Source organism: Bradyrhizobium sp. USDA 4532 (assembly GCF_024171315.1).
Taxonomy (GTDB): domain Bacteria; phylum Pseudomonadota; class Alphaproteobacteria; order Rhizobiales; family Xanthobacteraceae; genus Bradyrhizobium; species Bradyrhizobium australafricanum.
The window spans coordinates 8693384-8719794 of record NZ_JALJZN010000001.1 but is presented as its reverse complement, the minus strand read 5'-3'; the positions used below and the strand labels follow the sequence as shown (position 1 = coordinate 8719794).

At 63.8% G+C, this 26411-nt stretch carries 28 protein-coding genes and 1 pseudogene; 12 read left to right on the top strand and 17 right to left on the bottom strand.

Features of this window, described 5'->3' with window-relative positions:
• Positions 1 to 65: 65 nt before the first annotated feature.
• Positions 66 to 1199 carry an alpha-hydroxy acid oxidase gene (locus tag J2R76_RS40320; RefSeq protein WP_076834083.1) on the bottom strand — a complete coding sequence of 378 codons (1134 nt, stop codon included), beginning with the start codon at positions 1197 to 1199 and terminating at the stop codon, positions 66 to 68.
• A 165-nt stretch (positions 1200 to 1364) separates the two neighbouring features.
• Entirely contained in the window at positions 1365 to 2384 is a 1020-nt protein-coding gene (locus tag J2R76_RS40315; RefSeq protein WP_076834085.1) for a GlxA family transcriptional regulator, read from the bottom strand.
• A 63-nt stretch (positions 2385 to 2447) separates the two neighbouring features.
• Here J2R76_RS40315 and J2R76_RS40310 point away from each other — a divergent pair, with 63 nt between their 5' ends.
• From J2R76_RS40310 to J2R76_RS40295, 4 genes are read left to right on the top strand one after another with little or no spacing between them, the layout of a single operon-like run.
• On the top strand, positions 2448 to 3161 hold the full coding sequence (locus J2R76_RS40310) for a hypothetical protein (RefSeq protein WP_253625957.1): 714 nt from the start codon (positions 2448 to 2450) through the stop codon (positions 3159 to 3161).
• Positions 3161 to 4453: an MFS transporter gene (locus tag J2R76_RS40305; protein ID WP_168856029.1), complete on the top strand. Its 1293-nt coding sequence runs from the start codon at positions 3161 to 3163 to the stop codon at positions 4451 to 4453. Before J2R76_RS40310 ends, J2R76_RS40305 begins: the two co-directional genes overlap by 1 nt.
• A gap of 40 nt (positions 4454 to 4493) precedes the next feature.
• Positions 4494 to 5234: a YqcI/YcgG family protein gene (locus J2R76_RS40300; RefSeq protein ID WP_246786777.1), complete on the top strand. Its 741-nt coding sequence runs from the start codon at positions 4494 to 4496 to the stop codon at positions 5232 to 5234.
• Positions 5231 to 5551, top strand: a complete 321-nt coding sequence (locus tag J2R76_RS40295) for a cupin domain-containing protein (protein WP_141339794.1) — start codon at positions 5231 to 5233, stop codon at positions 5549 to 5551. Before J2R76_RS40300 ends, J2R76_RS40295 begins: the two co-directional genes overlap by 4 nt.
• A 25-nt stretch (positions 5552 to 5576) precedes the next feature.
• Here J2R76_RS40295 and J2R76_RS40290 read toward each other — a convergent pair whose 3' ends face one another.
• Positions 5577 to 5759 (bottom strand): hypothetical protein, encoded by a 183-nt coding sequence (locus J2R76_RS40290; protein WP_016847357.1) that lies wholly within the window; start codon positions 5757 to 5759, stop codon positions 5577 to 5579.
• Positions 5760 to 5811: 52 nt separating this feature from the next.
• On the opposite strand from J2R76_RS40290, the gene J2R76_RS40285 reads away from it, so the two are divergent.
• Positions 5812 to 5970, top strand: a complete 159-nt coding sequence (locus J2R76_RS40285; protein ID WP_225645895.1) for a hypothetical protein — start codon at positions 5812 to 5814, stop codon at positions 5968 to 5970.
• 249 nt (positions 5971 to 6219) lie between these two features.
• Here the strand turns inward: J2R76_RS40285 and J2R76_RS40280 are convergent, their stop codons facing one another.
• The 4 genes and pseudogenes from J2R76_RS40280 to J2R76_RS40265 all read right to left on the bottom strand — a co-directional run bounded on the left by J2R76_RS40280 (position 6220) and on the right by J2R76_RS40265 (position 9732).
• On the bottom strand, positions 6220 to 7482 hold the full coding sequence (locus tag J2R76_RS40280; protein WP_076834095.1) for a CaiB/BaiF CoA-transferase family protein: 1263 nt from the start codon (positions 7480 to 7482) through the stop codon (positions 6220 to 6222).
• 293 nt (positions 7483 to 7775) lie between these two features.
• Positions 7776 to 8198, bottom strand: a complete 423-nt coding sequence (locus J2R76_RS40275) for a GFA family protein (RefSeq protein WP_026193083.1) — start codon at positions 8196 to 8198, stop codon at positions 7776 to 7778.
• A 353-nt stretch (positions 8199 to 8551) separates the two neighbouring features.
• Positions 8552 to 9114 (bottom strand): annotated as a pseudogene (locus tag J2R76_RS40270) (hypothetical protein).
• A 189-nt stretch (positions 9115 to 9303) separates the two neighbouring features.
• On the bottom strand, positions 9304 to 9732 hold the full coding sequence (locus J2R76_RS40265; RefSeq protein WP_253625956.1) for a GcrA family cell cycle regulator: 429 nt from the start codon (positions 9730 to 9732) through the stop codon (positions 9304 to 9306).
• Positions 9733 to 9858: 126 nt separating this feature from the next.
• On the opposite strand from J2R76_RS40265, the gene J2R76_RS40260 reads away from it, so the two are divergent.
• The 3 genes from J2R76_RS40260 (at position 9859) to J2R76_RS40250 (ending at position 12251) form a co-directional block, all read left to right on the top strand.
• Complete coding sequence (locus tag J2R76_RS40260; RefSeq protein WP_141339796.1) at positions 9859 to 10497, top strand: XRE family transcriptional regulator; 639 nt, start codon at positions 9859 to 9861, stop codon at positions 10495 to 10497.
• A gap of 162 nt (positions 10498 to 10659) precedes the next feature.
• Complete coding sequence (locus J2R76_RS40255) at positions 10660 to 10935, top strand: hypothetical protein (protein ID WP_076834102.1); 276 nt, start codon at positions 10660 to 10662, stop codon at positions 10933 to 10935.
• A 164-nt stretch (positions 10936 to 11099) separates the two neighbouring features.
• On the top strand, positions 11100 to 12251 hold the full coding sequence (locus J2R76_RS40250; protein WP_253625955.1) for an OpgC domain-containing protein: 1152 nt from the start codon (positions 11100 to 11102) through the stop codon (positions 12249 to 12251).
• A gap of 85 nt (positions 12252 to 12336) precedes the next feature.
• On the opposite strand, the gene J2R76_RS40245 is transcribed toward J2R76_RS40250, so the two are convergent.
• The 10 genes from J2R76_RS40245 to J2R76_RS40200 all read right to left on the bottom strand — a co-directional run bounded on the left by J2R76_RS40245 (position 12337) and on the right by J2R76_RS40200 (position 21288).
• Positions 12337 to 13191: a CoA ester lyase gene (locus J2R76_RS40245; protein WP_253625954.1), complete on the bottom strand. Its 855-nt coding sequence runs from the start codon at positions 13189 to 13191 to the stop codon at positions 12337 to 12339.
• Between the two features lie 3 nt (positions 13192 to 13194).
• Complete coding sequence (locus J2R76_RS40240) at positions 13195 to 13650, bottom strand: MaoC family dehydratase (protein ID WP_016847346.1); 456 nt, start codon at positions 13648 to 13650, stop codon at positions 13195 to 13197.
• On the bottom strand, positions 13650 to 14426 hold the full coding sequence (locus J2R76_RS40235; RefSeq protein WP_253625953.1) for an enoyl-CoA hydratase/isomerase family protein: 777 nt from the start codon (positions 14424 to 14426) through the stop codon (positions 13650 to 13652). The genes J2R76_RS40240 and J2R76_RS40235 overlap by 1 nt, the downstream gene beginning before the upstream one ends.
• Positions 14427 to 14442: 16 nt before the next feature.
• Positions 14443 to 15642, bottom strand: coding sequence for a CaiB/BaiF CoA-transferase family protein (locus tag J2R76_RS40230; protein WP_159109495.1), 1200 nt, complete (start codon positions 15640 to 15642; stop codon positions 14443 to 14445).
• Positions 15643 to 15752: 110 nt separating this feature from the next.
• The gene (locus J2R76_RS40225; RefSeq protein WP_075968245.1) at positions 15753 to 16469 is read right to left on the bottom strand and encodes an ABC transporter ATP-binding protein; all 717 of its coding nucleotides are present in this window, start codon (positions 16467 to 16469) and stop codon (positions 15753 to 15755) included.
• Positions 16466 to 17224, bottom strand: coding sequence for an ABC transporter ATP-binding protein (locus J2R76_RS40220; protein ID WP_253625952.1), 759 nt, complete (start codon positions 17222 to 17224; stop codon positions 16466 to 16468). Before J2R76_RS40220 ends, J2R76_RS40225 begins: the two co-directional genes overlap by 4 nt.
• Positions 17225 to 17226: 2 nt before the next feature.
• Positions 17227 to 18006: an SDR family NAD(P)-dependent oxidoreductase gene (locus tag J2R76_RS40215; RefSeq protein WP_076834115.1), complete on the bottom strand. Its 780-nt coding sequence runs from the start codon at positions 18004 to 18006 to the stop codon at positions 17227 to 17229.
• Positions 18003 to 19031 carry a branched-chain amino acid ABC transporter permease gene (locus J2R76_RS40210; protein WP_168856040.1) on the bottom strand — a complete coding sequence of 343 codons (1029 nt, stop codon included), beginning with the start codon at positions 19029 to 19031 and terminating at the stop codon, positions 18003 to 18005. The genes J2R76_RS40215 and J2R76_RS40210 overlap by 4 nt, the downstream gene beginning before the upstream one ends.
• Positions 19028 to 19930, bottom strand: a complete 903-nt coding sequence (locus J2R76_RS40205) for a branched-chain amino acid ABC transporter permease (protein ID WP_076834117.1) — start codon at positions 19928 to 19930, stop codon at positions 19028 to 19030. The genes J2R76_RS40210 and J2R76_RS40205 overlap by 4 nt, the downstream gene beginning before the upstream one ends.
• Positions 19931 to 20028: 98 nt before the next feature.
• Positions 20029 to 21288 carry an ABC transporter substrate-binding protein gene (locus tag J2R76_RS40200; protein ID WP_038383532.1) on the bottom strand — a complete coding sequence of 420 codons (1260 nt, stop codon included), beginning with the start codon at positions 21286 to 21288 and terminating at the stop codon, positions 20029 to 20031.
• 171 nt (positions 21289 to 21459) lie between these two features.
• Here J2R76_RS40200 and J2R76_RS40195 point away from each other — a divergent pair, with 171 nt between their 5' ends.
• From J2R76_RS40195 to J2R76_RS40180, 4 genes are read left to right on the top strand one after another with little or no spacing between them, the layout of a single operon-like run.
• Complete coding sequence (locus tag J2R76_RS40195; RefSeq protein WP_253625951.1) at positions 21460 to 22956, top strand: AMP-binding protein; 1497 nt, start codon at positions 21460 to 21462, stop codon at positions 22954 to 22956.
• Positions 22953 to 23597 carry a TetR/AcrR family transcriptional regulator gene (locus tag J2R76_RS40190; protein ID WP_075968242.1) on the top strand — a complete coding sequence of 215 codons (645 nt, stop codon included), beginning with the start codon at positions 22953 to 22955 and terminating at the stop codon, positions 23595 to 23597. The genes J2R76_RS40195 and J2R76_RS40190 overlap by 4 nt, the downstream gene beginning before the upstream one ends.
• Positions 23594 to 24367 (top strand): SDR family NAD(P)-dependent oxidoreductase, encoded by a 774-nt coding sequence (locus tag J2R76_RS40185; protein WP_076834122.1) that lies wholly within the window; start codon positions 23594 to 23596, stop codon positions 24365 to 24367. Before J2R76_RS40190 ends, J2R76_RS40185 begins: the two co-directional genes overlap by 4 nt.
• Positions 24368 to 24376: 9 nt before the next feature.
• Positions 24377 to 26299 (top strand): NAD(P)/FAD-dependent oxidoreductase, encoded by a 1923-nt coding sequence (locus tag J2R76_RS40180; RefSeq protein WP_253625950.1) that lies wholly within the window; start codon positions 24377 to 24379, stop codon positions 26297 to 26299.
• Positions 26300 to 26411: the final 112 nt, after the last annotated feature.

The following is a 26411-nucleotide window of genomic DNA, read 5'->3' as shown; positions in this document are numbered from 1 at the left end:
GCTGGCGCGATCGAGGCGCACAATGCCTCGACCGCGCCAACGCTTCATACATTGCTCGCAGCGGCTCAGTAGCGGTAGGGATCGATATCGAGAAGCGGGAATGCACTGAACACGCTCGGCAGATTGGTCGGCATCGCCGGATGCAGGTAGGATTTGTCCAATTCGGCAAAGCTGGTGACGCCGAGCAGACCGAGGCAGCGGATCACCTCGTCCTCCAGCAGTTCAAGCATCCGGACAATGCCGGCCTCACCGGCCGCGGCGAGCGCCCAGCACTGCAACCGGCCGATGCCGACAAGATCAGCGCCCGAAATGATAGCCTTCACAATATCGGTGCCGCGGCAGAACGAGCCGTCGACCATGATCTTGGCACGGCCCGCGACCGCCTGAACGATCTCGGGCAGGACATGCATGGACCCACGGCCATGGTCGAGCTGTCGGCCGCCATGATTTGAGACGTAAATCCAGTCGACCCCGTGGTCGAGGGCGATCTTGGCGTCTTCGGCGGTGGCGATCCCCTTGAGGATAAGTGGAATCTTGAACTTGTCCTTGATCAGCTTCACCGTCCGCCATTCCAGCCCCTTCTGGAAATCGCCGCCGGTGGCGCGGATGCGGCTCTCGCGGACATAGCGCTTGGCTATATCGCGCTCGCGCCGGCTGTAATGGGCAGTGTCCACCGTGAGGCAGAACGCGGCATAACCGTTGTCGATGCTGCGGCTGACCACATCCTCGACAAAGGCATCGTCGCCACGCACATAGAGCTGGAAGATGCGAAGCGCATCCGGTGCCGCCCTGGCGGTGTCCTCCAGCCCGGGCTCGGACACCGAACTCAGCATGTGCGCCGCGCCGAACGTTCCCGCTCCACGCGCGACGGCCGCGCCCGCATCCGGATCGAAGATCTCGAGCGCGCCGACCGGGGCGATCATCACGGGAAGCCGGAGCTTGCGTCCGAATAGCGCGGTAGAAGGATCGACGTTGATGACGTTGCGCAGGACGCGCGGCCGGAACGCGATCTCGTCGAGCGCCATTCTGTTGCGGCGCATCGTGGTCTCGGTCTCCGAGGCGCCGACGATGTAGTCCCAGGCGTTCTGATTCAGCTTGGCGCGGGCCTTTCGCGCGAATTCGTGCAGGTTCTGGAATTCCTCGCCGCTGGCGCCGAGTTCGACATTGCGCGCCTGTCGAATGGGGGTCCCGTCATTCATGGTGTTTCTTCTCCCGATTTGGGCGGCACATTAGCCGCAGACAAACCGGAAAAGCTACCACCTTGAGCCACGAATCCGGCCAGCGAAGGCCAGCTATTCGCTCGTGAGATAGATCGGTTCTCGACGCGACGCGGTTCGTATCCAGACGACCTCGCCCGAGGCGAGCTAGCTGCCCGAAAACCGGTTTCGGTACTCGGTCGGCGATACGCCGAGGTGGCGCAGAAAGGCCCGCCGCATTCGCTCGTCATCGCCAAATCCCGCGCGCTTGGCGACCTCGACCACGCCGCCGATCTGGCGGCTTTCGAGCAGCAAGCGCGCCGTCTCCACCCGCAGCGCCTCGACGCCGCTTGCGGGTGTCATGCCGGTGCGGCTGACATAGGTCCGGGCGAAGGTGCGTGGCGTCATCCCCGCCTTTTCCGCGAGGGTCTCGACCTTGAGGTCGCTCGTGATGTTCTCGATGATCCAGGCGTGCAGCGCGCTGAAGCGTCCCTCGACGTCCGATGCCTGGGCGGCAAGGACGGTGGAGAACTGGCTCTGACCGCCCGGCCGTTTCAGAAACACCACAAGTCTGCGCGCGACATCGAGCGCGATGGTGTGGCCGAAATCCTCCTCGATCATGGCGAGCGCCAGATCGATGCCGGCGCTAACCCCGGCCGATGACCAGACCCGTCCGTCCTTGACGAAGATCGCGTTGGGCTCAACCCGGATATTGGGAAAGCCATCCTGCAGACGGGGACAATAACGCCAGTGCGTCGCTGCCCGCTTGCCGTCCAGAATCCCGGTCCAGGCCAGCGCAAATGCGCCAAGGCAAACCGACGCGATACGGCGCGCCTTGGGCAGCGCCTCCGCGATCCAGTTCATCAACTTCGCGTCGTTGCGAATCTTCCAGATGCCGGGCCCGCCGGGGATCACCAGCGTGTCGACCTCGCCGGGCGCAATACTGTCGATCGGCGCCGTGTCGATCATCATGCCGACATCGGTCGGCACCAACCCGCCGGAGGTCGACAGGTAGGACAGCGAGTAGTCCGGTCCCGGCAGCTCGATCGCTTCCAGTTCTGCAAACACCTGCGCCGGTCCCGAGATGTCGAGCAAGGTCACACCCGGAAAGGCAACGATCGCGATCCGCCGCGTTGCTTTCTTGTCGCGCGGCTCAGGCCGGGGCGCTTTGGCAGTTTTCGAGGGCATATTGTCCTTTAAGCCATTCGAGGCTGCCCTGTATAGCTCGCAATGGAATTCTGGAGTTCTGCCATGCCGCGAAATCTGGGCAGCGGATATGAGGCGATCAAATCGCCTTGGACGGATTACGCGATCTACAGTCTACCCGATGCCTCCCGGGTCGAAGCCTGCGACCGTCAGCCGCTGATGGACGCCATGAACGGCATCATTGCCGTCAACTGGCAGGCCACCGAGCCGCACTGGACAACAACCTCCTCGCCCTTCGACAAGAAGTATAGCCTGATCCTTGTCTACGATCGGTCTGGCCTCATTGCCTTCTCGGTCTACCGCATCCTGCAGATGTCGGCCGGACTCGGAATCTATCGCAGCGGCACGGAAGTGCTCCCGGCGCACCAGGGTCGCGGCTTTTACGGCTTCTTCACAGCGGAAGTCCTGAAATGCTCCGGCGCCGCCGCGAGAGCCGAGGGCAACGTGCTCTACGGCTGGCGAACCCGCAACCCGATCGTCTGGGCAGCGAACGCTAAGATTTGCGAAAAAGTGACTCCATCTTTGCTCGACGATACGCAGGATCTCGCCCTGCAGGCGGCCTGTATCGAGATGTGCACCTCGCTCTATCCGGGCAAGCCGCTCGAACTGCCCGACATGATCATGCGCGGCGCTTACGGCCACATTAAGCACCATCGGCAGGCCTATCATGGCACCGCGTCGCTGGTCGATGCCGCGATGTCGCGGAAGATTCCGAATTCAGCGGATGCCCTTTTCTCGGTGGGTTACGCGAGGGTGTGATGTCGATGCTCGGACAACAAGCTGTTTATGCCCCGACGTCGCGCTTCACCGATCGCGCCTATCTCGCGTGGACGGCGGTGGCCATCGCCTACGCCATCGCCTTCCTGCAGCGCGTATCGCCGCAGTCGGTCAGCCTCAGCTTCATGCACGACTTCAACACCGACGCGGCCGGCGTTGCGATGCTCGCCTCAAGCTACTTCTGGGGCTACACCTTGATGCAGATTCCGGCAGGCCTTCTGGTCGACCGTTACGGCGTCAAGCGCGTCGTTCTCGTCAGCATGATCGCCTCCTCGCTCGGCAGCGCCGCGTTCGCGCTAGCACCGAACCTGCTCGACGTTTTTGTTGCGCGCCTGATCGTCGCCTGCGGCGATGCGCTGGTCTTCACCGCACTCCTGAAGCTCGTGGCACAGAGCTTCGCCGATGAGCGGTTCGGCATGATGTCGGGCATCTCGCAGGTCTCGGGATATGTCGGGGGCGTGATCGCGACCACGCCGCTTGCAGCTGCGGTCTCAGGGTTCGGCTGGCGGGCCTGCTTCTTGTTCATCGCCTGCATTGGCCTCGCCAACCTGGCTTTCGCCAAGCTCGCGCTCAAGCCCGATCCGGCCTCGCACAGCAACAAGACGCTGAAGGGCGTGGTGATCGCCGCGCGGCAATCGCTGGCCCATGTCGCGAACTGGGGTTGCGCAATGACGTTTGCGTCGCATTTCGCGGTGGTGACGACGCTGTCGGGCGTCTGGGGCATTCCGATGGTCGCGCACTTCTTCCATATCTCCCCGACAGCCGCCGGCACGCCCCTGCTCGCCTTCATGATCGGCAATGCGCTCGGCTCGATCTTCCTGGGTCACGCCGCCGATCGCGCCGCGGCGGCGCTCGATCGCGCGCTGATCGGCATTTGCGTGCTGCGCATGCTGCTGATCGCGATGCTGCTGCCGCCGATCGCCCAGACATTTGGACTCGCCTACGTCACCGTCGCGTTCACTGCCCTGGGGCTCGTCGCCGGGGGCACCGTCCCGCTGGTGCTGAAATGCGTCAAGAAGCTCTACACCGCCGATCTGATCGGTGTGGGCGCATCCGTGAACACCACAGCCGCCGGAATTTTCGCCGGTATCTCGCAGCCCATCATCGGCTTCGCGATGCTCGCCGCCAGCAACGCCTCGGGGACCGACGCCGTACACAACACGGCCGCGATCGGCGACGGCGGCTACAGCGCCTTGATTGTCATTCTGCTTCTTATGTCGCTGCCGGGCATTGCCGGGCCGCTCTTGATGAGAAGCAAGTTGATAGCTCGTTAGTGTCGTTATGAGCGTAGGGGGTGTTATGGAGCGCTTGATCTTGAGAAAAGGCGAAGTCGCGGCAAACTTTCCGGTCAGCAGCTGGCAGAGCGTGATGTTCTCCGAGTTTGAAGCGCAGATGAGCAGCGAGGCAAGGCCGTTCCCTTGCGTGTTCGGCGTGACCGGACATCGCCAGGATCAGCTCCGCTACCTTTTCCTCGATCCGTATGATGTGGCGGTGCTGGGCGAGCAACTCGGGCATTATGTCTCGCAGGCGCGCTCGTTCGGTCCCAACACTTCGTTGATCGTGTTCACGCGGCCCCGCCCGGTACAGACACTCGATGCCTATTATCGCAAGATGTGGCTGACGCTCGACCAGCTCGCGCGGCTGGACAAGAACCCCTGGCCATCAGAGATTCCGGAACAGATCGACCATCCGATGTGGGAGTTCTCGTTTGCGGGCGAGCCGATCTTCGTGGTCTGCACGACGCCCGCGCATGTGATGCGGCAGAGCCGCCGGTCCAGCGCCTTCATGCTTACGTTCCAGCCGCGCTGGGTGTTCGACAAGATCCTCGGGACGGAGAAGGCCGCGAACGCTGCGTTCGCGGCGGTGCGAAAGCGCCTGATCCCGTACGACAGCGCAAGCCCCTCTCCGCTTCTTGGCCGCTACGGCGCAACCGACGGCCGCGAGTATCTGCAGTACTTCCTGCACGACGACAACCATGCGAGCTCGGGCTGCCCCTTCGCCAAGCTCGCGCAGAACAAGGCTCAACCGATCGCGAACAAGGAGCAGGCAGCATGACCCAGATCATCGCAGGCACGAAGACTGAATTTGCCATCGCCCCGGAGATCCTGGACCTGCTCCCGGCCCAGGGCTCGGTCGAGCTGCAGCATGATGCGGCCGGCAAGGTGCATCAGTTCCATACCCATCCGGTCGACGAGATCCTGATGATCATCAGCGGCCGGCTGAACTTCATCTGGGATGGCGGCGAGCGGGTGGTCGGCGCCGGCGATACCATCCTGCTGCCAGCCGGCACCCGGCATCAATCCGAAGCGCTCGAGGGCGGCGCAATCTACGTGATCGCGACGCAAGCGCCCGCCAAGCCAATGAACAGCTGACGCACAGGAAAGATTTGCGAGCACCTCAGGACAGTGAGGGATCGCGCGGCGGCTCAACCGCCAAACGTTCGACGAGCTCGATGACCTCGGAACGCTGGTCGGGCGCAAGTCGAAGGAAAGCCTTCAACAGTCGCAGGCTTTCCAGTGTTTCGCTCGATGGAGCTCCGAGCTTCTTCTGCAGCTCCGCAACGTATGTGGGATTTTTCATCTCGCACCTTAAGTGAGGATTACGAATGGCATACCCAGGTAAACGTGAAGGCTTGGCCCAGAAGGTCGACACCGCAGCACAAGAGGCCGAACGCCTCGGCCTGACCACGGCAACCCTCATCCTCCGGATGGCACGCCTCGAGATTGATCGGGCGGAGCCCGAGGAAGTTGAAAGTATGCCAAGGAACAACTTGCGCAGCAAGCCGAACTGAGTTCCCGAAACGGACCAGCTTCAGGGCCGCCGGCGACGCGCCGGGCCCGCGACGCCTGAAAGACATCTCGCCAGGCGAGAGGCTTTTCTCTCGCCTGCGGTCAGGTTGTTTTGCGAATAGTCGATCTTTTGTGCAGGCTGAGCACGCTGGAGCGTTTTCAAGCGAAGCGGATACCGGTTCGCGTCAAGGAAGCGCGTCAAACTGGAATCTAGAGCCCCGTTCCGATTCCATCGGATAACGGAAAAGGCTCTAGCCGGTGTTGCCTGCCTTGCCGAACGCGCCGGCCTCAGCCAGCGCGGCGATGCGCCGGTCGTCGTAGCCAAGCGTCTTGCTCAACACGTCCTTGGTATGCTGACCGAGCAGCGGAGCCGCAACAGGATCAACGGTCGGCGTCAGGCTCATATTGACCGGAGACTCGATGTTCGGAACCGAGCCGGCGGTTGGATGCGCAATCCTGCTCAGGCGATGCCGGTCGCGCACCTCGGGCGCGTTGAACCCCTCCTCGACCGTCCGCAGATAGCCAACCGGAATGTTCGCCTTCTTCATCTTCGCCATCCAGTTCTCGAGCGTGTCGCCCGCAAACACGCTGGCAATGATCGCGCGCAGCTTCTCCTTGTTGGCCGTGCGCGCCTTGCGGTGAGCAAACTCGGGATCGGTGACGAGATCCGGGCGTTCCAGCACGTCGGTGACAAGCCGGCGATACAGCCGGTCATTGGCGCAGGCCATGTAGAGCGGACCATCGGAGGCCCGGTAGACGCCGACGGTCGGCGAACCGTTCGGAGAGTTGCCGAAACGGCCGGGATTGTTGCCATTGATGAGATAGGCCATGCCGTAGAAGCCGGTCATTGACACCGCGGTGTCGATCAAGGCGACCTCGACCTGCTGACCGCGACCGAGCCGATCGCGCGCAATCAGCGCCAGCAAAATGGCGTTGCAGGCCGACATGCCCGTCGCCATGTCGACGATCGGCGGCCCGGTGCGCACCGGCTCGCCATCCGGAAAGCCGTTGAGCGACATGAAGCCGCTTTCGGCCTGCGTGATCGGGTCGAAGCCCGGGCGCAGCGCGAAATCGCCTTTGCGGCCGTAGGCGGAGATGGAGCAATAAATCAGCCGCGGGTTGGTCGGCGCCACCGACGCATAATCGAGACCGAATTTCTTCATCACGCCGCCGGAGAAATTCTCGACCACGACGTCGGCCTTGGCAATCAACGCGCGCGCCACCTCGAGCGCGGCCGGATTGTTGAAATCGAGCGCAATGCCGCGCTTGTTGCGGTTGAGGCTCAGATACGCCGCGCTCTCCCCGCCGATTTCGGCGTGCTCATAGGCGCGCGTGTCATCACCGCCGTCCGGATTCTCGATCTTGATGACTTCGGCCCCGAAGTCGGCCAGCGTTTGCGTGCAGGCCGGGCCGGCCACGACGCGGGTGAAGTCGACGACCAGCAGGCCGTCGAGCGCCGTCGGAACTCCCTCCCCGCGCGGCGTGCGCCCCGGCAATTCTGGTCTGGTCATGATCTGACGCTTCCTCTGTTATTTTGTCAGGCGAAATACGACGGTCCCTGCCAAGACCGGCACTGCTCGCCTTTTAGCGGAAGCTCGTCAGCAAAACCAAACCCGGATTTTGCAGGGCGGGACCTTCGTCCGACATGGCTGTCGATGGCCAAAGACGACCCGGCGGCCGCCGACATGGTCGGGCGCCTCGCATGCGAAGCAAGCCTGCCGGATACCGATTTGTGGGGGCGGAGCCCATACGCAAGCGGGTGGCGGCACGCCGCCGCCACCCGCTTTCGTGATGGGGAGCCTTCGAGCTATTCGGCGATCATTTCGCCGGAGCCGCCGAACTCAGCCGGAAAATCCTTCAACTTCGGCAGGCCGTCGCGTATCTGCAGCACTGCCTCGGAATAGTTGACGTGAACCCCTGGGCTGAATTTCAGCGTCGGGATCGTTGCGGTGAACACGTCGACGAGCCCGAGCGTCGGGTGGTTGGTCATCAGGTGACCGCCGCACTTTGTGCAGTATTTGCGCTGGCTCATCGCGGTCTTCTCGAACGTCGCGATGTGGTCGGCGCCCTTGGTGACCTCGACCGCCTCGGGCTTCCAGAGGCTGAACGCATTCACCGGACCACCGGACCAGGAGCGGCATGAACGGCAGTGGCAATAGCCCATTGCCTCAGGCTCTCCGCTCACCTTGAGTTCGACGGCGCCACAAAAGCAGTTTCCAGTGTGATTCATCGGTCGGTTCTCCCTTGGGTTATTTTGATTGGGCTCAGCGTCGGCATCGATCCACGTTGCTCGTGGTGTTCGTGATGCAGAGAAGATGTAGACAGTGCGTAGCCGCGGCGACTCCCTTGCGTGGACGTACCAGACCCTTCTCGCGCGAGAGGCTCGAATGCAGTCCGGTCGTCGACGCGACCGAAGTTACATGAGAGTCCGCGCCGCTGTCGACCATCTTCACAGCCTTGGCCGGGCCAATCCCGACCGCACACAAGGAAGGAGTTCAGTGTGAGGCAAGGCACAGTCATGCGATGAGGGCTACCGTGCCGGATTCCTGCGCGGCAAACCGGCACGTCAGCAATCACGTCAGATCAGCGTTGATGGTCCTTCACCGGAACCCTGCTTGCCGTCGCAAGCCCGTACATCAGCGCCAGCCGATCCAAGCATTCCTTGAGACGCCGCGCAAAATAGTCCTGCCAGCGCTGCGCCGCTGTCCAACCTGCTCCATGGTCATGCCGAGAACCAGGACATCGTGCAGTGGCGCCGAACCGTCGGCGCCGAGTTCATGCTCGGCGCGATTGAGGCGCAGCGTCGTCTGGCGCCGCCCCTCGGTGATCGGCTTGCGTCGCAGGCCGCGATCGACGAATTCGCGCGTCGTATCCACCGCGCGCGGCCCGCGCTCGGCCTTTTGCCAGTCGTTTTGGAACGCCCGGCCACTCCGATATTGCGTATCGTCGATCTGGCGGTGCGCGTGCAACCGGCCGAGCGGATCGTTGCGGATCGAGCGAAAAGCAACGATCTTCTCGCCTGGCTCGAGCGCAAGGGGATCGTCGACGTCGACGGTCGCCACCTCGGCATTAAACGGCAGATCCTGGGCACGTCGATCGTGCGCTCCGGCGGGATCGTACGGCTTCCGGCGCTTGGCTCGCGGCATTGGTAACCTCCAAAATGTCTGATGATGGGCTGGCGGAGGCTTCCGCGCGATCGCAGTTGCGGACCAATGTCCGTCGGTCAGGTGATGAATTGCCTCAACCGGCCCCGATGGCTTGAAGCTAGTCGGCGCTCAATACCGGCCTCGTGGCCTCAGGATCGCGACTCAGGTGAAAATGCGGTGTGCAGTAGCTCAAGCCCGACCGGCACGGATGACCGCAGAAGGTAATGGTCTCGCCGTCGCTATCCCGCCATAGGGATAGCGGCAGTCTCCGGGCTTGAGGTCGAGCAGCGAAAGATGCCGCGGCGCGACCGCCGCGCAACGAAGCTGCGGCATCTCCACCGTTTCAGTGAAGATCTTTGGCTCGCGAAGCAGATCCGGCGTCAGTTCGGCGCGCCCTTCACGCAGCCGCCTGATCCTTCGGAGCCCGGCAGGGACGGCTCGGGCCTTTCGAGGCCCGCCAACCCCATGCGCTGCGCTCGGCTGATCGCCGCGTTGCGCGTATAGGCCGTATTGAAGGGTAGCGTTGATCGTGTCAGCGATTTTCGAATAGGACAAGCCGCGGGCGCGGAGATCCTGCAGGGCTGCCGAATGCTCCGGCAGCCAGTTCATCATTTCCATTCCAAATTCCCATTTCTGTCATTCCGCCGGCGCCTCGCATACCTTCCGATCTTCCGAAGAAAAGTCAAGCTTGTTTCTGATAATCGTAACGGATATAGTCTCTCCGGGTTTGGGAAAGGATGAAACATGCTGGACGCGGCGCTGATCGAACGAGCACTGGAAAAGACTGGGAAGAGCAAAGGCGGGCTTGCCCGCGCGATGGGGGTTCGGGCCGGGGCGGTCTCCGAAATCCTGTCGGGAATAAGGTTGATCAAGGCATCCGAGATTGCTCCGATCATGGAGTATTTGGAACTGAATTCGGTGCCGATCGTGGGCCGGGTCGGCGCCGGCGCCTCGATCCAGCCGGAGCTGGAGCAGGTCCCGCCGGAGGGTCTCGGCGAAATCGAACTTCCGTTCCCGATGACGGAGGAGACCGTCGCTTTCGAGGTCTCAGGCGATTCGATGCTGCCGAAATACGAGAACGGCGACGTCATCGTGGTGTATCGCGAGCAGCGCTATCCGCTGTCGAGCTTCTACGGAGAGGAAGCTGCGGTCCGGCTGAAGAGCGGTGAGCGGTATCTGAAGACGATCGAACGCGGCAGTTCGTCCGGCACGGTTAACCTCAAGAGCTTTAATGCCAAGCCGATCAACGGCGTAAAACTTGAATGGATCGGCGAAATCTGTGTCACCCTGCCCCGCGGCCAGATCGAAAGGCTGCGCGGCAAGTCGGGGGCGAAGAGTCGCAAATCTGCCCGGACGCAGGGCGGGCGATCGTCCGAGAAGTAACCGCGCCGCTTCAGGGACCGGCCGAACCGATTCGGACGCCTTCGGACCGAATCGGTCCGGCCATGCATGCCTGAATTTCGGTTTTCAACAATTCACCCTTGACTTACTTCCGATTATCGGAAATAATGCGTAGTAACAGTCAGAACATCGAACGATCAGGCAATGCAGTATTTCGTCGTGATGATCGACTATGGCCGCCGTGGCCGCGAGGCGATCGTCGATCCCGGAATGACACGACGCGACGTCGTCTCACGAATCGCCTCGGGCGAATATACGAACATCAGCTTCATTCACGAGATTGCCGAGCGTTCGGTCGAGGATGTCACGGACGACCTGCTGGCCGAGGCCGCCCTGCCGGAGCTCCCCGTGACCGGCGCGAACCTGCAAGCCAATACGCTGGATCACACCCGCGACCTGCGCAAACACGAGCCGGTCTGACACCGCTCACGGGATGATTGCGAAAACGTGATCTTTCTTGAGCCGGCCACTTGGCCGAAACCCGAAACGGACTAGATAGGGTTCACGCAAAGTCTATTCGGACCAGGCGCGGGTTCCCTCTAGATTAGCGATTCGTTTCTCGGGCCGGCAAATTTCAGCTTCAGATGACTTCGACAACAAACGCCGAGATCGCGAAAGCCGATGGCGATCTCAGGATCGCGCTGCTGCTTGGCATCGCAAACTGGTTTCTGTTTCTGGACCATATTCCGCACAACGTCGTCGGCGCGCTGACCATGCGCAACTTCGGCTTCAGCGGCGCAACCGACCTTTTTGTATTCGTCGGCGGCTACGCAGTGACGCTCATCTACGCCAGGATGACGCTGGAACGCGGATTCCTGGTGGCCGCGACCCGCATCTTCAAGCGCGTATGGCAGCTCTATGCCGCCTATATCGTTCTGTTCGTGATCTATGTCGAGTTGATCAGCTATGTCGCTACCCGGACCGCCGCGCCCGAGATCATCAGCGAGTTCAACATCACGGGCTTCATCGATCACCCGATCCGGACCTTGATCTACGGCCTGTTCCTGCAGGCCAAGCCGCTCAATCTCGATGTGCTGCAACTCACCATTGCCTTGATGGCGTTCCAGCCCATCATCGTGTTCGGGCTGTTGTACGTGCCGAACGCGACGGTCGTCGCGTCCGTAACCCTCTATGCAGCCGGCCGGCTGCTCAACTGGAACCTGTCGTCATATCCGTATGGCGACTGGTACCTCAATCCGTTCTGCTGGCAATTGTTGTTCGTGATGGGCGGCTGGCTCGCGCTGATCGGCGCGCGATATGCGCCCGCGATCCGCGCGATGCAGGCGGCTCCCGCGCTGCGCGCCATGGCGTTGCTGTATCTGCTGTTCGCCCTGACAATTGTCTCGATCAGCGATATCCCGGCACTCGCGCAAATGATGCCGAGCGGGCTGAGCGATGTGCTGCTGCCAAACGACCGGGAGGAGATCGCGCCGCATCGCATCCTGCACTTCCTGGTCCTGACATTCCTGTTCAGCTGGCTGGTGCCGCGCGATTGGGAATATCTGCGATCTCCCGCCTTGCAGCCGATCATCAAGTGCGGCGAGGAATGGCTGGCCGTGTTCTGTGCAGGCGTCTTCCTCTCATTCGCTGCGCACCTGATCCTGATTACGGGCCCATACTCACTGGCAAGGCAGGTCGCGGTCAGCATCGCCGGCATCGCGGCGATGACGGCCGTCGCCTACTACGTCTCGTGGTCGAAGCAGCAGGACGGCAAGTCGGCCGTCGCTCATTCCTGATTCCTGCGGTTAGTCGATCGCCAGCGACCGCCGCAGCCGCGCCTCGCTATCGCGCAACATCGCGGTGTCTGGCCCGCCTCCCCGACTATTTCCTGCGCGACGCCAGGATCTTCTCGGCGGCGCGCAGATGCGGCTTGTCCAGCATCTTGCCGTCCATCCTGGCGACCCCCGATGGATTATTGGCGAACGCGGCGATCACCCGCTCCGACCATGCGATTTCCTCATCTGTCGGCATGAAGGCCGCATTGACGACGTCGACATGCTTGGGGTGGATCACGGCCTTGGCGAGGAAGCCATCCTGGCGCGCGGCGACCGCCTCGGCCTTCAAAGCATCGAGATCGTTGATGTCGGTCGCGATGGTGTCGATCGCGACGACGCCGGCGGCGGCCGCGCCGATCAGGCAGAGATCGCGCGCCAGGATGAAGGGCGAGTGATAGCGGCCGTCACTGCGGTTGCGCGTTGCCCCGAGCGAGGCCGCGAGATCCTCCGCGCCCCACATCATGCCCCACAGCCGCGGGCTCATGTTCTCGAAATCGAGGATTTTCAGCACCGCCCGCGCCGTCTCGGTCGCGACCGTCACGATCCGGGTGGTGCCCTGCGCGATGTCAGAGGCGGCCTCGAATGCGTCGAGATAGAGCGCGAGCCGGTTGACGTCGGCGGCACCGGCGCATTTCGGCAGCACGATTCCATCGGGTTTGCCGGGCATCACGGCGGCGAGATCGCCGAGCGTCAGATCGGTGTCGAGCGCGTTGACGCGGATATAAAGCTTCTGCTCCGGATTGCGCGCATCGAGCATCTGGCGCGTGATGCCCCGCGCAACCACCTTCTGGTCCGGCGCGATGGAATCCTCGAGGTCGAGGATCAGCGCATCGGCTGCGGTCTTCTTCGCGCTTTCATATTTCCGGGTGCTGTCGCCGGGAACGAACAGGAACGATCGCATCGCTTACGCCTTCGGCTTGCAGTGCATCAGGCCGGTCCGGCGGCAGCTCGCCACCACCTCGCCGCGCTGGTTGGTCATGGTGTGCTCGAACTCGACGATGCCCTGGGTCGGCCGCGACTTGCTGGCGCGCTTGCCGATGATCCTGGTGTGCGCCTTCAGCGTATCGCCATGGAACACCGGCTTCGGGAACTTGACGTCGGTCATGCCGAGATTGCCGACGGTCGTTCCCAGCGTCGTATCGTACACGCTCATGCCGATCATGATGCCGAGCGTATAGAGGCTGTTGAACAGCCGCTGGCCGAACTCGGTCTTCTCGGAAAAATGCGCGTCGATATGCAATGGCTGCGGGTTCATGGTCAGGAGGCTGAACATGGTGTTGTCCATCTCGGTCACGGTGCGGCTGAACTCGTGATGGAATTCCTGTCCGATCTCGAACTCCTCGAAATACAATCCAGCCATCACCGTCCCTTGTAGTTGGGCGTCCGCTTCTCGACGAACGCATTGAGCCCTTCCTGGCAATCTTCCGTCGATGCGACCACAACGAAGCTTTCCGCCGTGTTCTCCACCGAGCGGCGGAAATCGGCATCGACCGCACGCATGAAGGCGTCGCGGCCGATCTTCATCACGATCGGCGATTTCGCCGCGAGCTTGCGTGCGATCTCGCGGGCGCGCGCGAGCGCAGTGCCCTTCGGCACCACCTCGCTGAGCAGGCCCATGCGAAAGGCGGTCGCGGCATCGAAGGGCTCGCCAAGGAACAGCGGGCCGAATGCCTGGTGCTTTCCGACCAGCCGCGACAACTGCACGAAATGGATCGCCGGGATCAGGCCGACATCGATCTCGGGATAGCCGAAGGTCGAGCCGTCGCCCGCGACGATCATGTCGCAGGAGATCGCGATCGTCATGCCGCCGGCGCGCACCGCGCCATCGATCGCCGCAATGGTCGGCTTGCCCATGCGATACTGCGTATCGTTCAACGCAAAGTATAGCCGCTCGAGAAATGTCTTGGTCTCGATCGCGGGCTTGCCCCTGACGATGTCGAGATCGAGGCCGGCGCAAAACACCTTGTGAGCGCTGCTGATGATGACGGCACGCACCGCGTCGTCATCGCGCGCTTTCGCCAGCGCCGCCAGCAGCGCGTCGATCAGGGGAATGCTGAGTGCGTTGACCGGCGCGCGATCCAGCACGATCTCCGCAATCTGGTCGGTGACCGAGTAACGAACGAGGTCGGTGCTCATGATGTATTGCCTCCCGTTAGCTCTTGGCCTGCCGCACCGCGCCCGATAGCAGCAGGCCGTCGATCTCGGCGGAACCGAAGCCGGCCTCCGTCAGCACGGCGCGGCTATCCTGCCCGACGTCAGGCGCGGGGCAAAGGTGATCCTCGGACAGGCCCGCGATCCCCGGCGTGCGTGGCGTGTAGACCGCGCCGACGCCCGGTGTGTCCTGGCGCACCGACGCCCTGGTCGCCTCGACATGGACGTTGCGCAGCCATTCGCCGGGATCGAGGATCCGCTCGGCGATGATATCGGCCGCATGCAGACGGGTCAGCCAGGCATCCGTCGCCTGGGTCAGGAACACCTCGCGCAATTGCGGGATCAGCGCGTCGGCCGCATCGGCGCGGCGGGCAAAGTCGGCAAAACGCGGATCGCCGGCGAGATCCTCACGGCCGATCGCACCGCATAGCCGCTTGTATTGCGGCTCGTTCACCAGGGTGACCATCATCCAGCCGTCCCGGGTCTGGTAGGTGCCGGCCGGAACGTTCAGCGCGCGCGGCGCGCCGCCCTCGAGGATGAACTCCGCCACCTTGTGGCCGAGCAGCGCCGACGTCGACTGGCAGAGATTGACGTCGATCCAGCGGCCAGTGCCGACGGTGGCGCGCGCGAACAGCGTCGTGGCGATGGCCTGGAACGCATAGACGCCGGTGACGACGTCGGAAATCGTGGTCCCGACCCGATGCGGCACGCCATCGGCGCCGACATTGACCGAGACCAGCCCCGAGAACGCCTGCGCCACCGAATCCGAGCCGGGCCGCTTGGCGTACGGGCCGCTCTGCCCGAAGCCGCTGACCGACAGATAGACCAGGGCGGGATTGTCGCGCGACAGGCCCTCGTAGCCGAGCCCGAGCCGCTCCGCGACGCCGGGACGAAATCCTTCGATGAGCACGTCGGCCTCGCGCGACAGCCGCTGCGCGATCGCGATCCCGTCCTTGTGCTTCATGTCGAGGCACAGGCTGCGCTTGCCGCGGTTGTAGACCGCCGACAGTGTTGTGTGATTGCCGTAGGTCGTGCCGAGATAGCGCGACCAGTCGCCCTCCGGCGGTTCGACCTTGATGACGTCGGCGCCGTAGACCCCAAGCAGCATCGCGCAGTAGGGCGAGGCAATCCCCTGCCCGAAATCGAGTACCTTCAGCCCACGATACGGCGCTTCATGCGTCGGCGTCAGCTTGCCCGCCATTTGTCCTCCCATCGCTGTCGAAGTGCCCTGTCCTTTGGGCATGATCCCCGCGCAAACGCTGCGCGCTTGTCGCGAGGGAAAACCGCTGCGCGCTTTTCGCGGATCATGCCCTACAGCGCCAGATAGCGCTGCCGGATGTTGTCGTTGGCCTTCAGCTCTTCGATCGAGGATGTGTAGACGATCTGTCCCTTATCGATAACCGTCGCGTGGCTCGCAAGGCCAAGGCAAAAATGCATGTTCTGCTCGGCGATCAATACTGTGGCACCGGTGCCGCGGAGCTGCCGCAGCAGTTCGCCGATGCGCTGCACGATGATCGGCGCCAGCCCCTCGCTCGGCTCATCCAACAGCAGCAGCACGGGATTGCCCATCAGCGTGCGGGCGATCGCCAGCATCTGCTGCTCGCCGCCGGAGAGCCTTCCGGCGATCCGGTGCCGCAACGGCTCGAGCAGCGGGAACACGTCATAGACGCGGCGGATCGACCACTCGTCCTCGCCATCCGGCCCCTTCTTCTGGCCGATGACGAGATTGTCCTCGACCGTGTGCTCGGGAAAGATCTGGCGGTCTTCCGGCACGAAGCCGAGCCCGGCCCGCGCGATGTGATGCGGCCGCATTCCCGAGACCACCTGGCCGCGCAGGGTCACCCTGCCGCGGTGCGCCGGCGCCAGCCCCATGATGGCCTTCATGGTGGTCGACTTGCCGGCGCCGTTGCGGCCGAGCAGCGCCATGGTCTCGCCCTGCCGCACCGACAGGCCGACGCCGAACAGGATCTGGCTGGTGCCGTAATAGACGTCGAGGTCCTCGACCTGCACCACCGGCTGCGCGCTCATGCCACCACTCCCGCGTGGTCGTCGCTGCCGAGATAGGCCTCGATCACGGCATCGTTCCTGCGGATCGCGTCCGGCGTCCCGGTCGCCAGGATCCGGCCGTAGCACAGCACGACGATTTGGGGCGCGATCTTGAACACGATGTCCATGTCGTGCTCGATGAACACGACGGTGATCTTCTGCTTCTCCCAGAGCTCGCGCACCTTGTCGATCATGCGCCAGCGCTCCTCGGTACCCATGCCCGCGGTCGGCTCGTCAAGCAGCAGCACCTTGGGCTCGAGCACCAGCGCGAGCGCGATATCGAGCAGCTTCTGGTCGCCATGCGACAGCGTCGCCGCGGTCCGGTTGCGCTTCCCGGCGAGGCCGAGCAGCTCCATCGTATGCTCGGCGCGGTCGCGCGTCTCGGCCAGCGGAAACCGGCGATGCATCACGCCGGCGCGGCGCTGATCGGCACAGACTGCAGCGAGCATCGTCTCCTCCACCGTCAGCGACGGGAAGATGCTCGCGACCTGGAAGGCGCGGCCGATGCCATGGCGCACGATCTCCGGCGGGGCCTTGCCCGCCATGTCGACACCGTTGAGCAAGATCTGCCCGGCATCCGGCTGCAGCGCGCCCGTGATCAGGTTGAAGAATGTGCTCTTGCCGGCGCCGTTGGGGCCGATCACGGCGGTGAGCGAACCGTCAGCGAAGTCGAGCGAGACGTTGTCGGTCGCCTTGACGCCGCCAAAGGATTTCGAGAGCCCGCGAATTTCCAGCATGACTAACCGCTCGCCTCCCGCAGACCGCCATAGGTGCTCCACGATGTGCCGGCAAGCCAGCCGCAATCGACCGGCACGTTGGCGCCGGTCATCGCCGAGGCCGCATCGGACGCCAGAAATGCGACGACGCGGCCGATCTCCGAGGGGTCGACGAGGCGGCGAAGTGCTGCATTGGCAGCCAGCGCCGAGACATCCCGCTCGCCGCGATCGATAGCATTCTTCAGCGCCGGCGTCAGCGTATAGCCGGGGGATACGGCATTGACGCGGATGCCGGACGGCCCCCATTCGGCCGCGAGGCATTCGGTGATGGCAATCACCGCCGCCTTGGCGGGCGCATAGGCATGCAACGGCATCGAGCGCATGCCGGCAATCGAGGCGATGTTGACGATGCTGCCGCGCTTGCGCGCGATCATCTGCCGCGCAAAGGCAACGCAGGCGACATAGGTGCCGCGCTGGTCGACACGCACGACGTCGTCCCAGGAGGTCATCGGCAGCTCGTGCGGCCGGGCCGGCACCTGGATGATGCCGGCGCTGTTGACCAGCACCGCGACCGGGCCGCAGTCGCGCTCGATCGCGGCCGCACAGGCCTCGATGCTCCGCTCGTCCGCCACGTCGGCCGCAAACGCCTTGCCACCAACTTCCGCCGCAACCGTCTGCGCCTTGGCGAGATCGCGGTCGAGAACGGCGACGAGATCGCCGGCTGCTGCGAGCTCACGCACGCACGCCGCGCCGATGCCGCTGGCGCCGCCGGTAACGACGCTGATCCGCGTCTGTGCACTCATGGCGCGCGCTCCCCGGCCTCTCCGCGACGCTGCGCGAACCATTCGACGACAAAGTCCATCAAGCCCTTTCGCAGGCCAATGGCAAAGAACAGGATCACGATGCCGAGCACGATGCCGTGATACTCGGTCAGGCGGGTAACGGTATCGTTGAGGATCAGCAGCAGCACCGTGCCGACCATCGGTCCGAGGAAGGTTGTCACGCCGCCGAGCATGTTGATGAAGATGCCCTCGCCCGAGATCGTCCAATAGGCGAACTCGGGATAGGCGCCGGAGACGAACAGCGCCATGATGATGCCGCCGGTCGCGGCGAACAGCGCGGCGAGCACAAAGATCGTCAGCTTGGCGCGCCAGACATCGATGCCGATGAAGCTCGCCCGCGTGGCGTTGTCGCGGATCATGCGCAGCGTGTAGCCGAACGGCGATTGCGCGATCTGCCGCATGAGCAGCAGGCCGATCACCAGCAGGGCACAGCTCGTGATGTAGAGATGCAGATGGTTCGACAGATCGATGCCGAGAAACGGCGGCCTCGGGATCCCGCCGCGCAGGCCCTGGTCGCCGCCGGTCAGCGATTGCCACGACAGGATGGTTGAGTGAATCAGCATCTGAAATGCCAGCGTGACGAAGGCGAAGTAGATTTCCTTCAACCGCACGCAGATCGCGCCGATGACGACGGCGACGACCAGGGTCATCGCCAGCGTGGCGACGAAGGCCACCGGGATCGGCACGCCGGTCTTCTGCATCATCAGCCCGAAACCATAGGCACCGAGGCCGAAGAACATGCCGTGGCCGAACGAGATCAGTCCGGTGTAGCCGACCAGAAGGTTGAGCGACGTCGCGAACAATCCATAGGCGGCGCAGCGGATCACGAAGTCGAGCAGCTGCTTGCTGCCGAAGATGAACGGCAGCAGCGCGAGCAGGACAAAGGCCGCGAGCGCGATCAGCACATCGCGGTAACGCTGCGGCCTGGCGTCGATCCGGGCAACATCGAGGGGCTGCGTGCCCTGCCCGGCCTGCAATTCGGTCATGCGACCTCCTTGCCGAACAACCCGCTCGGACGCGAGACCAGCACGACCACCATGAACAGATACATCAAGCCCTCGGTGAACAGCGGGAAGCCGAGCGATCCGAAGGAGCGGATCAGGCCGATCAAAAGCGCGCCGATCAGCGCTCCCAGGATCGAGCCCATACCGCCGATCACGGTGACGATGAAGGACTCGATCAGCACCGAGAACCCCATGCCCGGTGTCAGCGAGCGCACCGGCGCGGCAAGCGCTCCCGCCAGTCCCGCCAGCATGCCGCCAAGCGCAAATACGCCGCCATAGATCAGCCCGGTGTTGATCCCCAGCGCCGAGACCATTCCGGGATTATGCGCAGCCGCACGGATCACCTTGCCGATCCTGGAGCGCGCCAGCCCCAGGCCGAGAACAACGGCCGCGGCGAGCGCCACGCCGATCAAGAGCAGATAGTACGGCGGCACCACGCCGCCGGCGATGAACAGCGGCGGCACCTGGAACGCAGCCGGCATGCCCATCGACTTGAACTCAGGCCCCCAGATCATGCGGACCACATCGTCGAAGATCAGCACGAAGGCGTAGCAGACCAGGAGCTGCATCAAGACGTCGCGCCCGTAGACCCGGCTCATGAACACGCGCTCGAAGATCAGGCCGAGGATCGCGGTCCCGACGGCGCCGCTCAGCATCGCCAGCGCGAAGCTGCCGGTGAGCTGATAGGCCGTCATCGCGAAATAGGCGCCGAACATATAGAAGGCGCCGTGGCTGAAATTGACCACCTTGAGCACGCCGAAGATCAGCGTCAGCCCAACGGCGACAAGGAACAGCAGCATGCCGATGATCAGGCCGCTGGTGGTTTGCGTCACCAGGCAGGCAGGGCTGGCGAGGCAACTGGCGAGCGCGTCGAGGTCCACGGAAACTCATCCATCACGGCGGGCCGCAACGTCGGCGCGCGACAAACATCAGATGCGCGGCGGAGGCAGCCGGCGGCAGCCTCCGCCGCACATGCGGATCAGGTGTAGCCCTTGCTCTTCTTCCACTCGGCTTCGAGCTCGAAGATGGTCTTCCAGTCTCCGGCCTTCACATCAGGCACGTAGGGCTCCTGCGGGATCGTGGTGCCCCAGCCGATGGCGTAGCCGACCAGCGTGTGATCGTCGGCGCGCATTGTGACGGTGCCGTCGGCGCCGAACGGGCACTTGATGGTGAGGCCGGTGAGCGCCTCCGCGACCTTCTTGCCGTCGGTCGAGTTCGCCTTCTTGACGGCCTCGTTGAGGAACATGACCGCCGTCGCGTTCTGCCACGACCAGTTGGTCGGATACTCGTTGTACTTGGCCTTGTAGGCATCGCCCCAGGCCGCATTTTCGGGCGTCGGCGGGAATGTCTTGATGTAGCGGTCGCCGGAGTGGATGCCCTTGGGCAGGTTCTTCACCACCGTGAGTGCGGTGTAGTCGGCCATGTTGACCGCGAACACCTCCATCTGGGTGAACATCGCGTAGATGTTGGCCTGGTCGATGTAGGAGGTGAGATCGCCGCCCCACAGGCACGAATAAAGCGCCTGCGGCTTGGCCTGCAGGATCTTCGTCACCACCTCGGTGTAATCGGGCTGGAACAGCTTTGGCCAGGACTCGCTGATGATCTCGACGTCGGGCGCGAACTTCTTCAGGTACAGCACGAACTCGCCGGTGGTGTCGCGGCCATAGGCATAGTCGGGCGAACAGGTCGCCCATTTCTTCAGGCCCTTGGCCTTGGCGATCCCTGCAGCGTAGCTGGCGCCGACGATCGAATCATGAATGCCCTGCCGCACACAACGGAAGGCGTTCGGGATGTGCTGCTTGGGATCGGCGGTCAGCGATGACGCTTCCGAGCAGGTGTGGATGCACAGCACGCCGAGATCGCGCGCCACTTCGTGAACCGCGAACGATCCGGAGGACGCTTCGCCGTCGAGCAGCATCTCGCAGCCGTCGGTGTTGACGAGCTCGCGCGCGATGCGCGCGGCCTCCTGCGGCTGTCCCTTGGAGTCGCGGATCACCATCTCGATCTGCCGCCCGGCAAGGCCGCCGGCGGCATTGACCTTCTCGACCTCCAGCAGCACTGCGTTGCGCGAGGACGTTCCAAGTTGCGCGACGCGGCCCGACAGAATGGTCGGCATGCCGATCTTGATCGTCTTGGCCTGTGCGCGCGCCACCCATGGCGCGGCAAAGCTCACCGCACCGGCGCCCATCAGCGCAAGCGTCGAGCGCCGGGTGATGCCCGGTTTCCGGGTCCTCTTCATCATTCCCCTCCCTGTCGGGTTCGCGTTCCCAAAATCCCTGCCGGAGATCGTTTCGTCTCCATGGCCACGATGTTTTCAGAGCAAGGGGGGTGACGTCAAGCCAAAGATGAATTACGACTCATAATTCATCTAGGGAGAAAACGGCGCCGGAATCGGCCCCGCGGGCGGCAAATGATCAACCTTTCCAGCTTCATCGCATTTCATGCCCGGCGGACTCCGGACCGCTGTGCGCTGAAATATCGCGGCGAGGACGTCTCCTACGCCGACTTTGATCTGCGAATCCGGCAGGTGGGCGGTTGGCTCGCGGCGCGCGGGATCGCGCCCGGCGACGTCGTCGCCGTGCTGATGAAGAACAGCACGGCCTTTCTCGAGTTGGTGTTTGCGACCAGCCATATCGGCGCGGTGTTCCTGCCGATCAACTATCGCCTCTCGGCCGATGAGGTCGGCTACATCGTCGGCAATTCGGGCGCGCGCCTCTTGGTCGCCGACGAGGAGTTTGCCGCGATCGCCGCCGGCGGCGCGCCGGTCGTGCTGCTCGATGAAGTCGCGCAGTCCAGCGTCACCAACCTTGCGCCCGACATCGCGCCGGCGCCGATGCATGTCTGCCAGCCACGCGACCTGATGCGGCTGATGTACACCTCGGGCACGACCGATCGTCCCAAGGGGGTGATGCTCACTTACGAGAACGTCTACTGGAAGTCCGCCGACCAAACCCTGGTGCTCGGGCTCAATACCGACACGCGGTTGCTCGTGGTCGGTCCGCTCTATCACGTCGGCGCGCTCGACCTGCCCGGCATCGCGGTGCTCTGGCATGGCGGCATGCTGTGCATCCACCGCACCTTCGAGCCTGAACCCGCACTCGCCGCGATCGAGCGGGAGAAACTGAACGCGGCATGGTTCGCGCCGGTCATGACGACGGCGCTCCTCACCTGCCCGAACCGCGAGCGCTATGACGTCTCCAGCCTGCAATGGGCGATCGGCGGCGGCGAGAAGACGCCGGAGGTCCGCATCCGCGCCTTCTCTGACTATTTCAAGAACGCGCGCTACATCGATGCCTACGGCCTTACTGAAAGCTGCGGCGGTGACACCTTCATGGACGCGGGCCGCGAGATCGAGAAGATCGGTTCGACCGGCCGCGCCATCGCCCATGTCGAGATCGAGATCCGCGACGATGCCGGCAAGCGCCTGCCGGCCGGCCAGAACGGCGAGATCTGCCTGCGCGGCCCGAAGGTCACACAGGGCTACTGGAAGGATCCCGAGAAGACCGCATCCGCGTTCTTCGGCGACTGGTTCCGTACCGGCGATGTCGGCTATCTCGACGACGACGGCTTCCTGTATCTGACCGATCGCAAGAAGGACATGATCATCTCCGGCGGCGAGAACATCGCCTCCTCCGAGGTCGAGCGCGTCATCTACGAAATGCCTGAAGTGCGCGAGGTCGCGGTGATCGGCCTGCCGGACGCGCGCTGGGGCGAGAAGCCGGTCGCGATCGTGGTGCTGGCCGACGACGCCAAGCTCGACCTGCCCGGTCTCACCGACCACTGCCGGACACGGCTCGCCGGTTTCAAGGTGCCGCGGCAGCTCGTCATCCGCGACAGCCTGCCGCGCAATCCATCCGGCAAGGTGCTCAAACGCGCGCTCCGTGCCGAACTCGAGGCCACCGCATGACGCAAGCGACATCCGCCAAAGTGACAAAACTTAACCGGGTCGAGCGCAACGCCTGGACCAAGCAGAAGATCTTCGACGCCGCGACCAAGGTCGTCGGCAAATACGGCTATGCCGAAGCCTCGGTCGCGCGCATCACCGAAGCCGCCGGTGTCGCGCAGGGCACCTTCTACAATCATTTCGAGAACCGCCAGGAGCTGCTCGACCAGCTGCTGCCGAAGATCGGCCTCGACATGGTCCGCTTCATCCATGCGCGCACCGGCACCGCAAGCGAGGCCCGGCAGGAGGTCGAGCGCTTCAGCGCCTTCTTCGATTTCATCCGCGAGGTGCCGGAATTCCTGCGCATCCTCAACGAGGCCGAATTCTTCGCGCCGATCGGCTACCAGAAGCATTTTGACAACATCTCGAGCGCCTATGTGCGGATCCTGCAACGCGCGCGGGCTGCGGGCGCGACCAACGCCTTCAGCGACGAGGAATTCGAGGCCATCGTCCAGGTGCTGATGGGCGCGCGCGGTTATCTCAGCCGCCGCTATTCCTATTCCGAGCGCGGCGTCACCGCGGTGCCCGACTATGTGATCACGGCCTATCAAAAGCTGGTCACCCGCGGCCTGTTCACCACCAGCGACAAGGGAAGAAAGTCATGAGCGCTGAGGGCACCATCCTCGTCACCGGCGGCAGCCGCGGCATCGGCGCGGCGACCGCGACACTGCTCGCCGATCAGGGGCATCGCGTCGTCATCGTCGACATCGCGCCCGAGCCGCTGGTTGGAACAGCCGCCGTCCTGTGGCCGGCGCCGTTCGACGTCGCGAGCGAGAGCGCCGTTGTCGCAGGCATTGCCGATATCGAGACCGCGCATGGTCCGATCACCGGCCTCGTCAACGCCGCCGGCGTGTTCGGCAAGATGCACACGATCGAACGGGTGCGGATGGAGCAATGGGATCGCGAGGTCAATATCGACCTGCGCGGCACCTTCCTGGTCGCGCGCAGCGTCGGCATCGCCATGGCGAAGCGTCGGCATGGCGCGATCGTCAACGTCGCCTCGGTGGCCGGCATGACGTCGGGCCCGATCCACGCCTATACCGCGGCGAAGGCCGGCGTCATCCAGATCACGCAGACGCTCGCCGCCGAGTGGGGCCGTTCCGGCGTCCGCGTCAACGCAGTGTCGCCCGGCTTCACCCGCACGGCAGCGCTCGAGGCCGGCATCGCATCGGGCGCCCTCAACAAGGACCTGCTGGCGCGGCCGACCGCGCTGAACCGGCTGGTCGAGCCGATCGAAGTCGCGCAGGCGATCGCATGGCTGCTCTCGCCGCAGAGCAGCGGCATCACCGGCATCAACCTGCCGGTCGATGCCGGCTACATCGCAGGCACCACCTGGGCCGCCTATGGCGGCCTGCCGGAAGCCCCACGCAGCTAAGGACAACGCATGAATATCGAGCTTCCGCGCAAACACCTCGATCTGTCCTCCGCCATCGCCGAGGGCGACATCCGCGTGCTGCTGATGGTGCTGGTGCACATGACCGGCGACGAGAAGTGGCTCGAGCCGCCCTACAAGCCGAAGCGCGACGTCCGTCTGATCCCGGATCCCGACGCCGGTGTGCCTCAGGAGATCCAGGACGAGATTCGCGCGGCGGTCCTGAACCTGTTCGCGAACGGCACCCCGAAGCCCGTCATCACCGATCCCGGCAATGAGCTGATGCTGCGGATGATGCGCGCAACGCTCGGCGACAATGTCGCGCCGGAATATGCGCCGCTGATGCGGGAGGAGATGGGCTTCATCCCACGCGACGCGCGCTGGCGCGAGCGCCCTTCTGGCGAGAAGCTGGCGCAGCAGCATGTGCTGATCGTCGGCGCCGGGGTCTGCGCGATCGCGCTTGGCGTCGCGCTCGGCCGGCTCGGCATCCCCTATACGATTGTCGAGAGGCAGGACGAGATCGGCGGCACCTGGTACGTCAACCGCTATCCCGGCTGCGGCGTCGATACGCCGAACCACTCCTATTCCTTCTCGTTCGGCGCCCGCAATCCGTGGACCCGCTATTTCGCGCAGCGCCAGGAGCTGCTCGATTATCTGCTCAAGGTCGTGCGCGAATACGACATCCGCAAGCATGTCCGCCTCAATACCGAGCTCGTCGCCTCGCGCTGGGACGAAGGCAAGCGGCGCTGGATCTCGACGCTGAAGACCGCCCGCGGCGAAGAAACCTTTGAATCCACCGCGCTGGTCAGCGCGATCGGCCAGCTCAATGATCCCCTGCCTGCCCGCTTTGAGGGAGACGAAGCGTTCACGGGTCTGAAGGTTCATTCGGCGCTGTGGTCCGACGACATCAAGCTCGACGGCAGGCATGTCGCCGTGATCGGGACCGGCGCAACCGCGATGCAGCTGGTGCCGTCGATCGCCGACCGCGTCGCCTCGGTTACCGTCTACCAGCGCACCGCGCAGTGGGCGCGGCCGGTGAAAGGCTATTCCGATCCGATCACCGAAGGTGCGCAGTGGCTGCTCGCGCATCTGCCGTTCTATGTGCAGTGGTATCGCTTCAACATGTTCTGGCGTTACGGCGACGGATTGCTGCCGTTCCTGCGCAAGGATCCGGCCTGGCCGCATCCGGACCGCGCCGTCAACAAGGGCAACGACCGGCATCGCCAGGAGCTCGCCGACTTCATCCTGTCCGAGCTGAAGAATCGCCCCGACCTGATCGAGAAATGCATGCCGACCTATCCGCCCTACGGCAAGCGCATCCTGCTCGACAACAACTGGTTCAAGACGCTGACCAAACCGAATGTCGAGCTGGTCACCGACAAGATCGACCATTTCGATCGGCACGGAATCGTCACAGCCGACGGCACGTCGCGGCAGCACGACGTCGTCGTGATCTCGACCGGCTTCAAGGTCTCCGAGATGGCGGCGCGGCTCAACATCACCGGGCGTGACGGCAAGAACCTCAAGCAGGCGTGGCGCGACGACAATCCGACCGCCTATCTCGGCCTCACCGTGCCTGATTTCCCCAATCTCTTTCTGATGCTCGGCCCCAATTCGGGGCCTGCGCATGGCGGCAGCGTCATCTTCCAGTCGGAGTGCCAGAGCCGCTACATCTCCGCGTGCCTTGTCGAGATGATCGAGAATGACATCGCCGCGATCGACGTGCATCCCGACGCGCATGACGCGTATATCCGCGACGTCGACGCCGAGCACGAGCAATTGATCTGGACGCATCCGGGCATGACGACCTACTACCGCAACAGCAGCGGCCGGGTGTTCTCGGCGATGCCGTGGCGGTTCGTCGACTACTGGAAGATGACGCACGATCCGGACTTCACCCAATATCGAAAGACCAAGTCGCGACAGGACTCCTGACCTGAATTCCCTCGCTCGTTAACTTGACAGATGGCTATAACTGCCGCAGCATTTCGCTGACTGCACCTGTTGGGGTGCTGGAGCGCTTGCTCCTCGCGTCGCAGGAATTGAC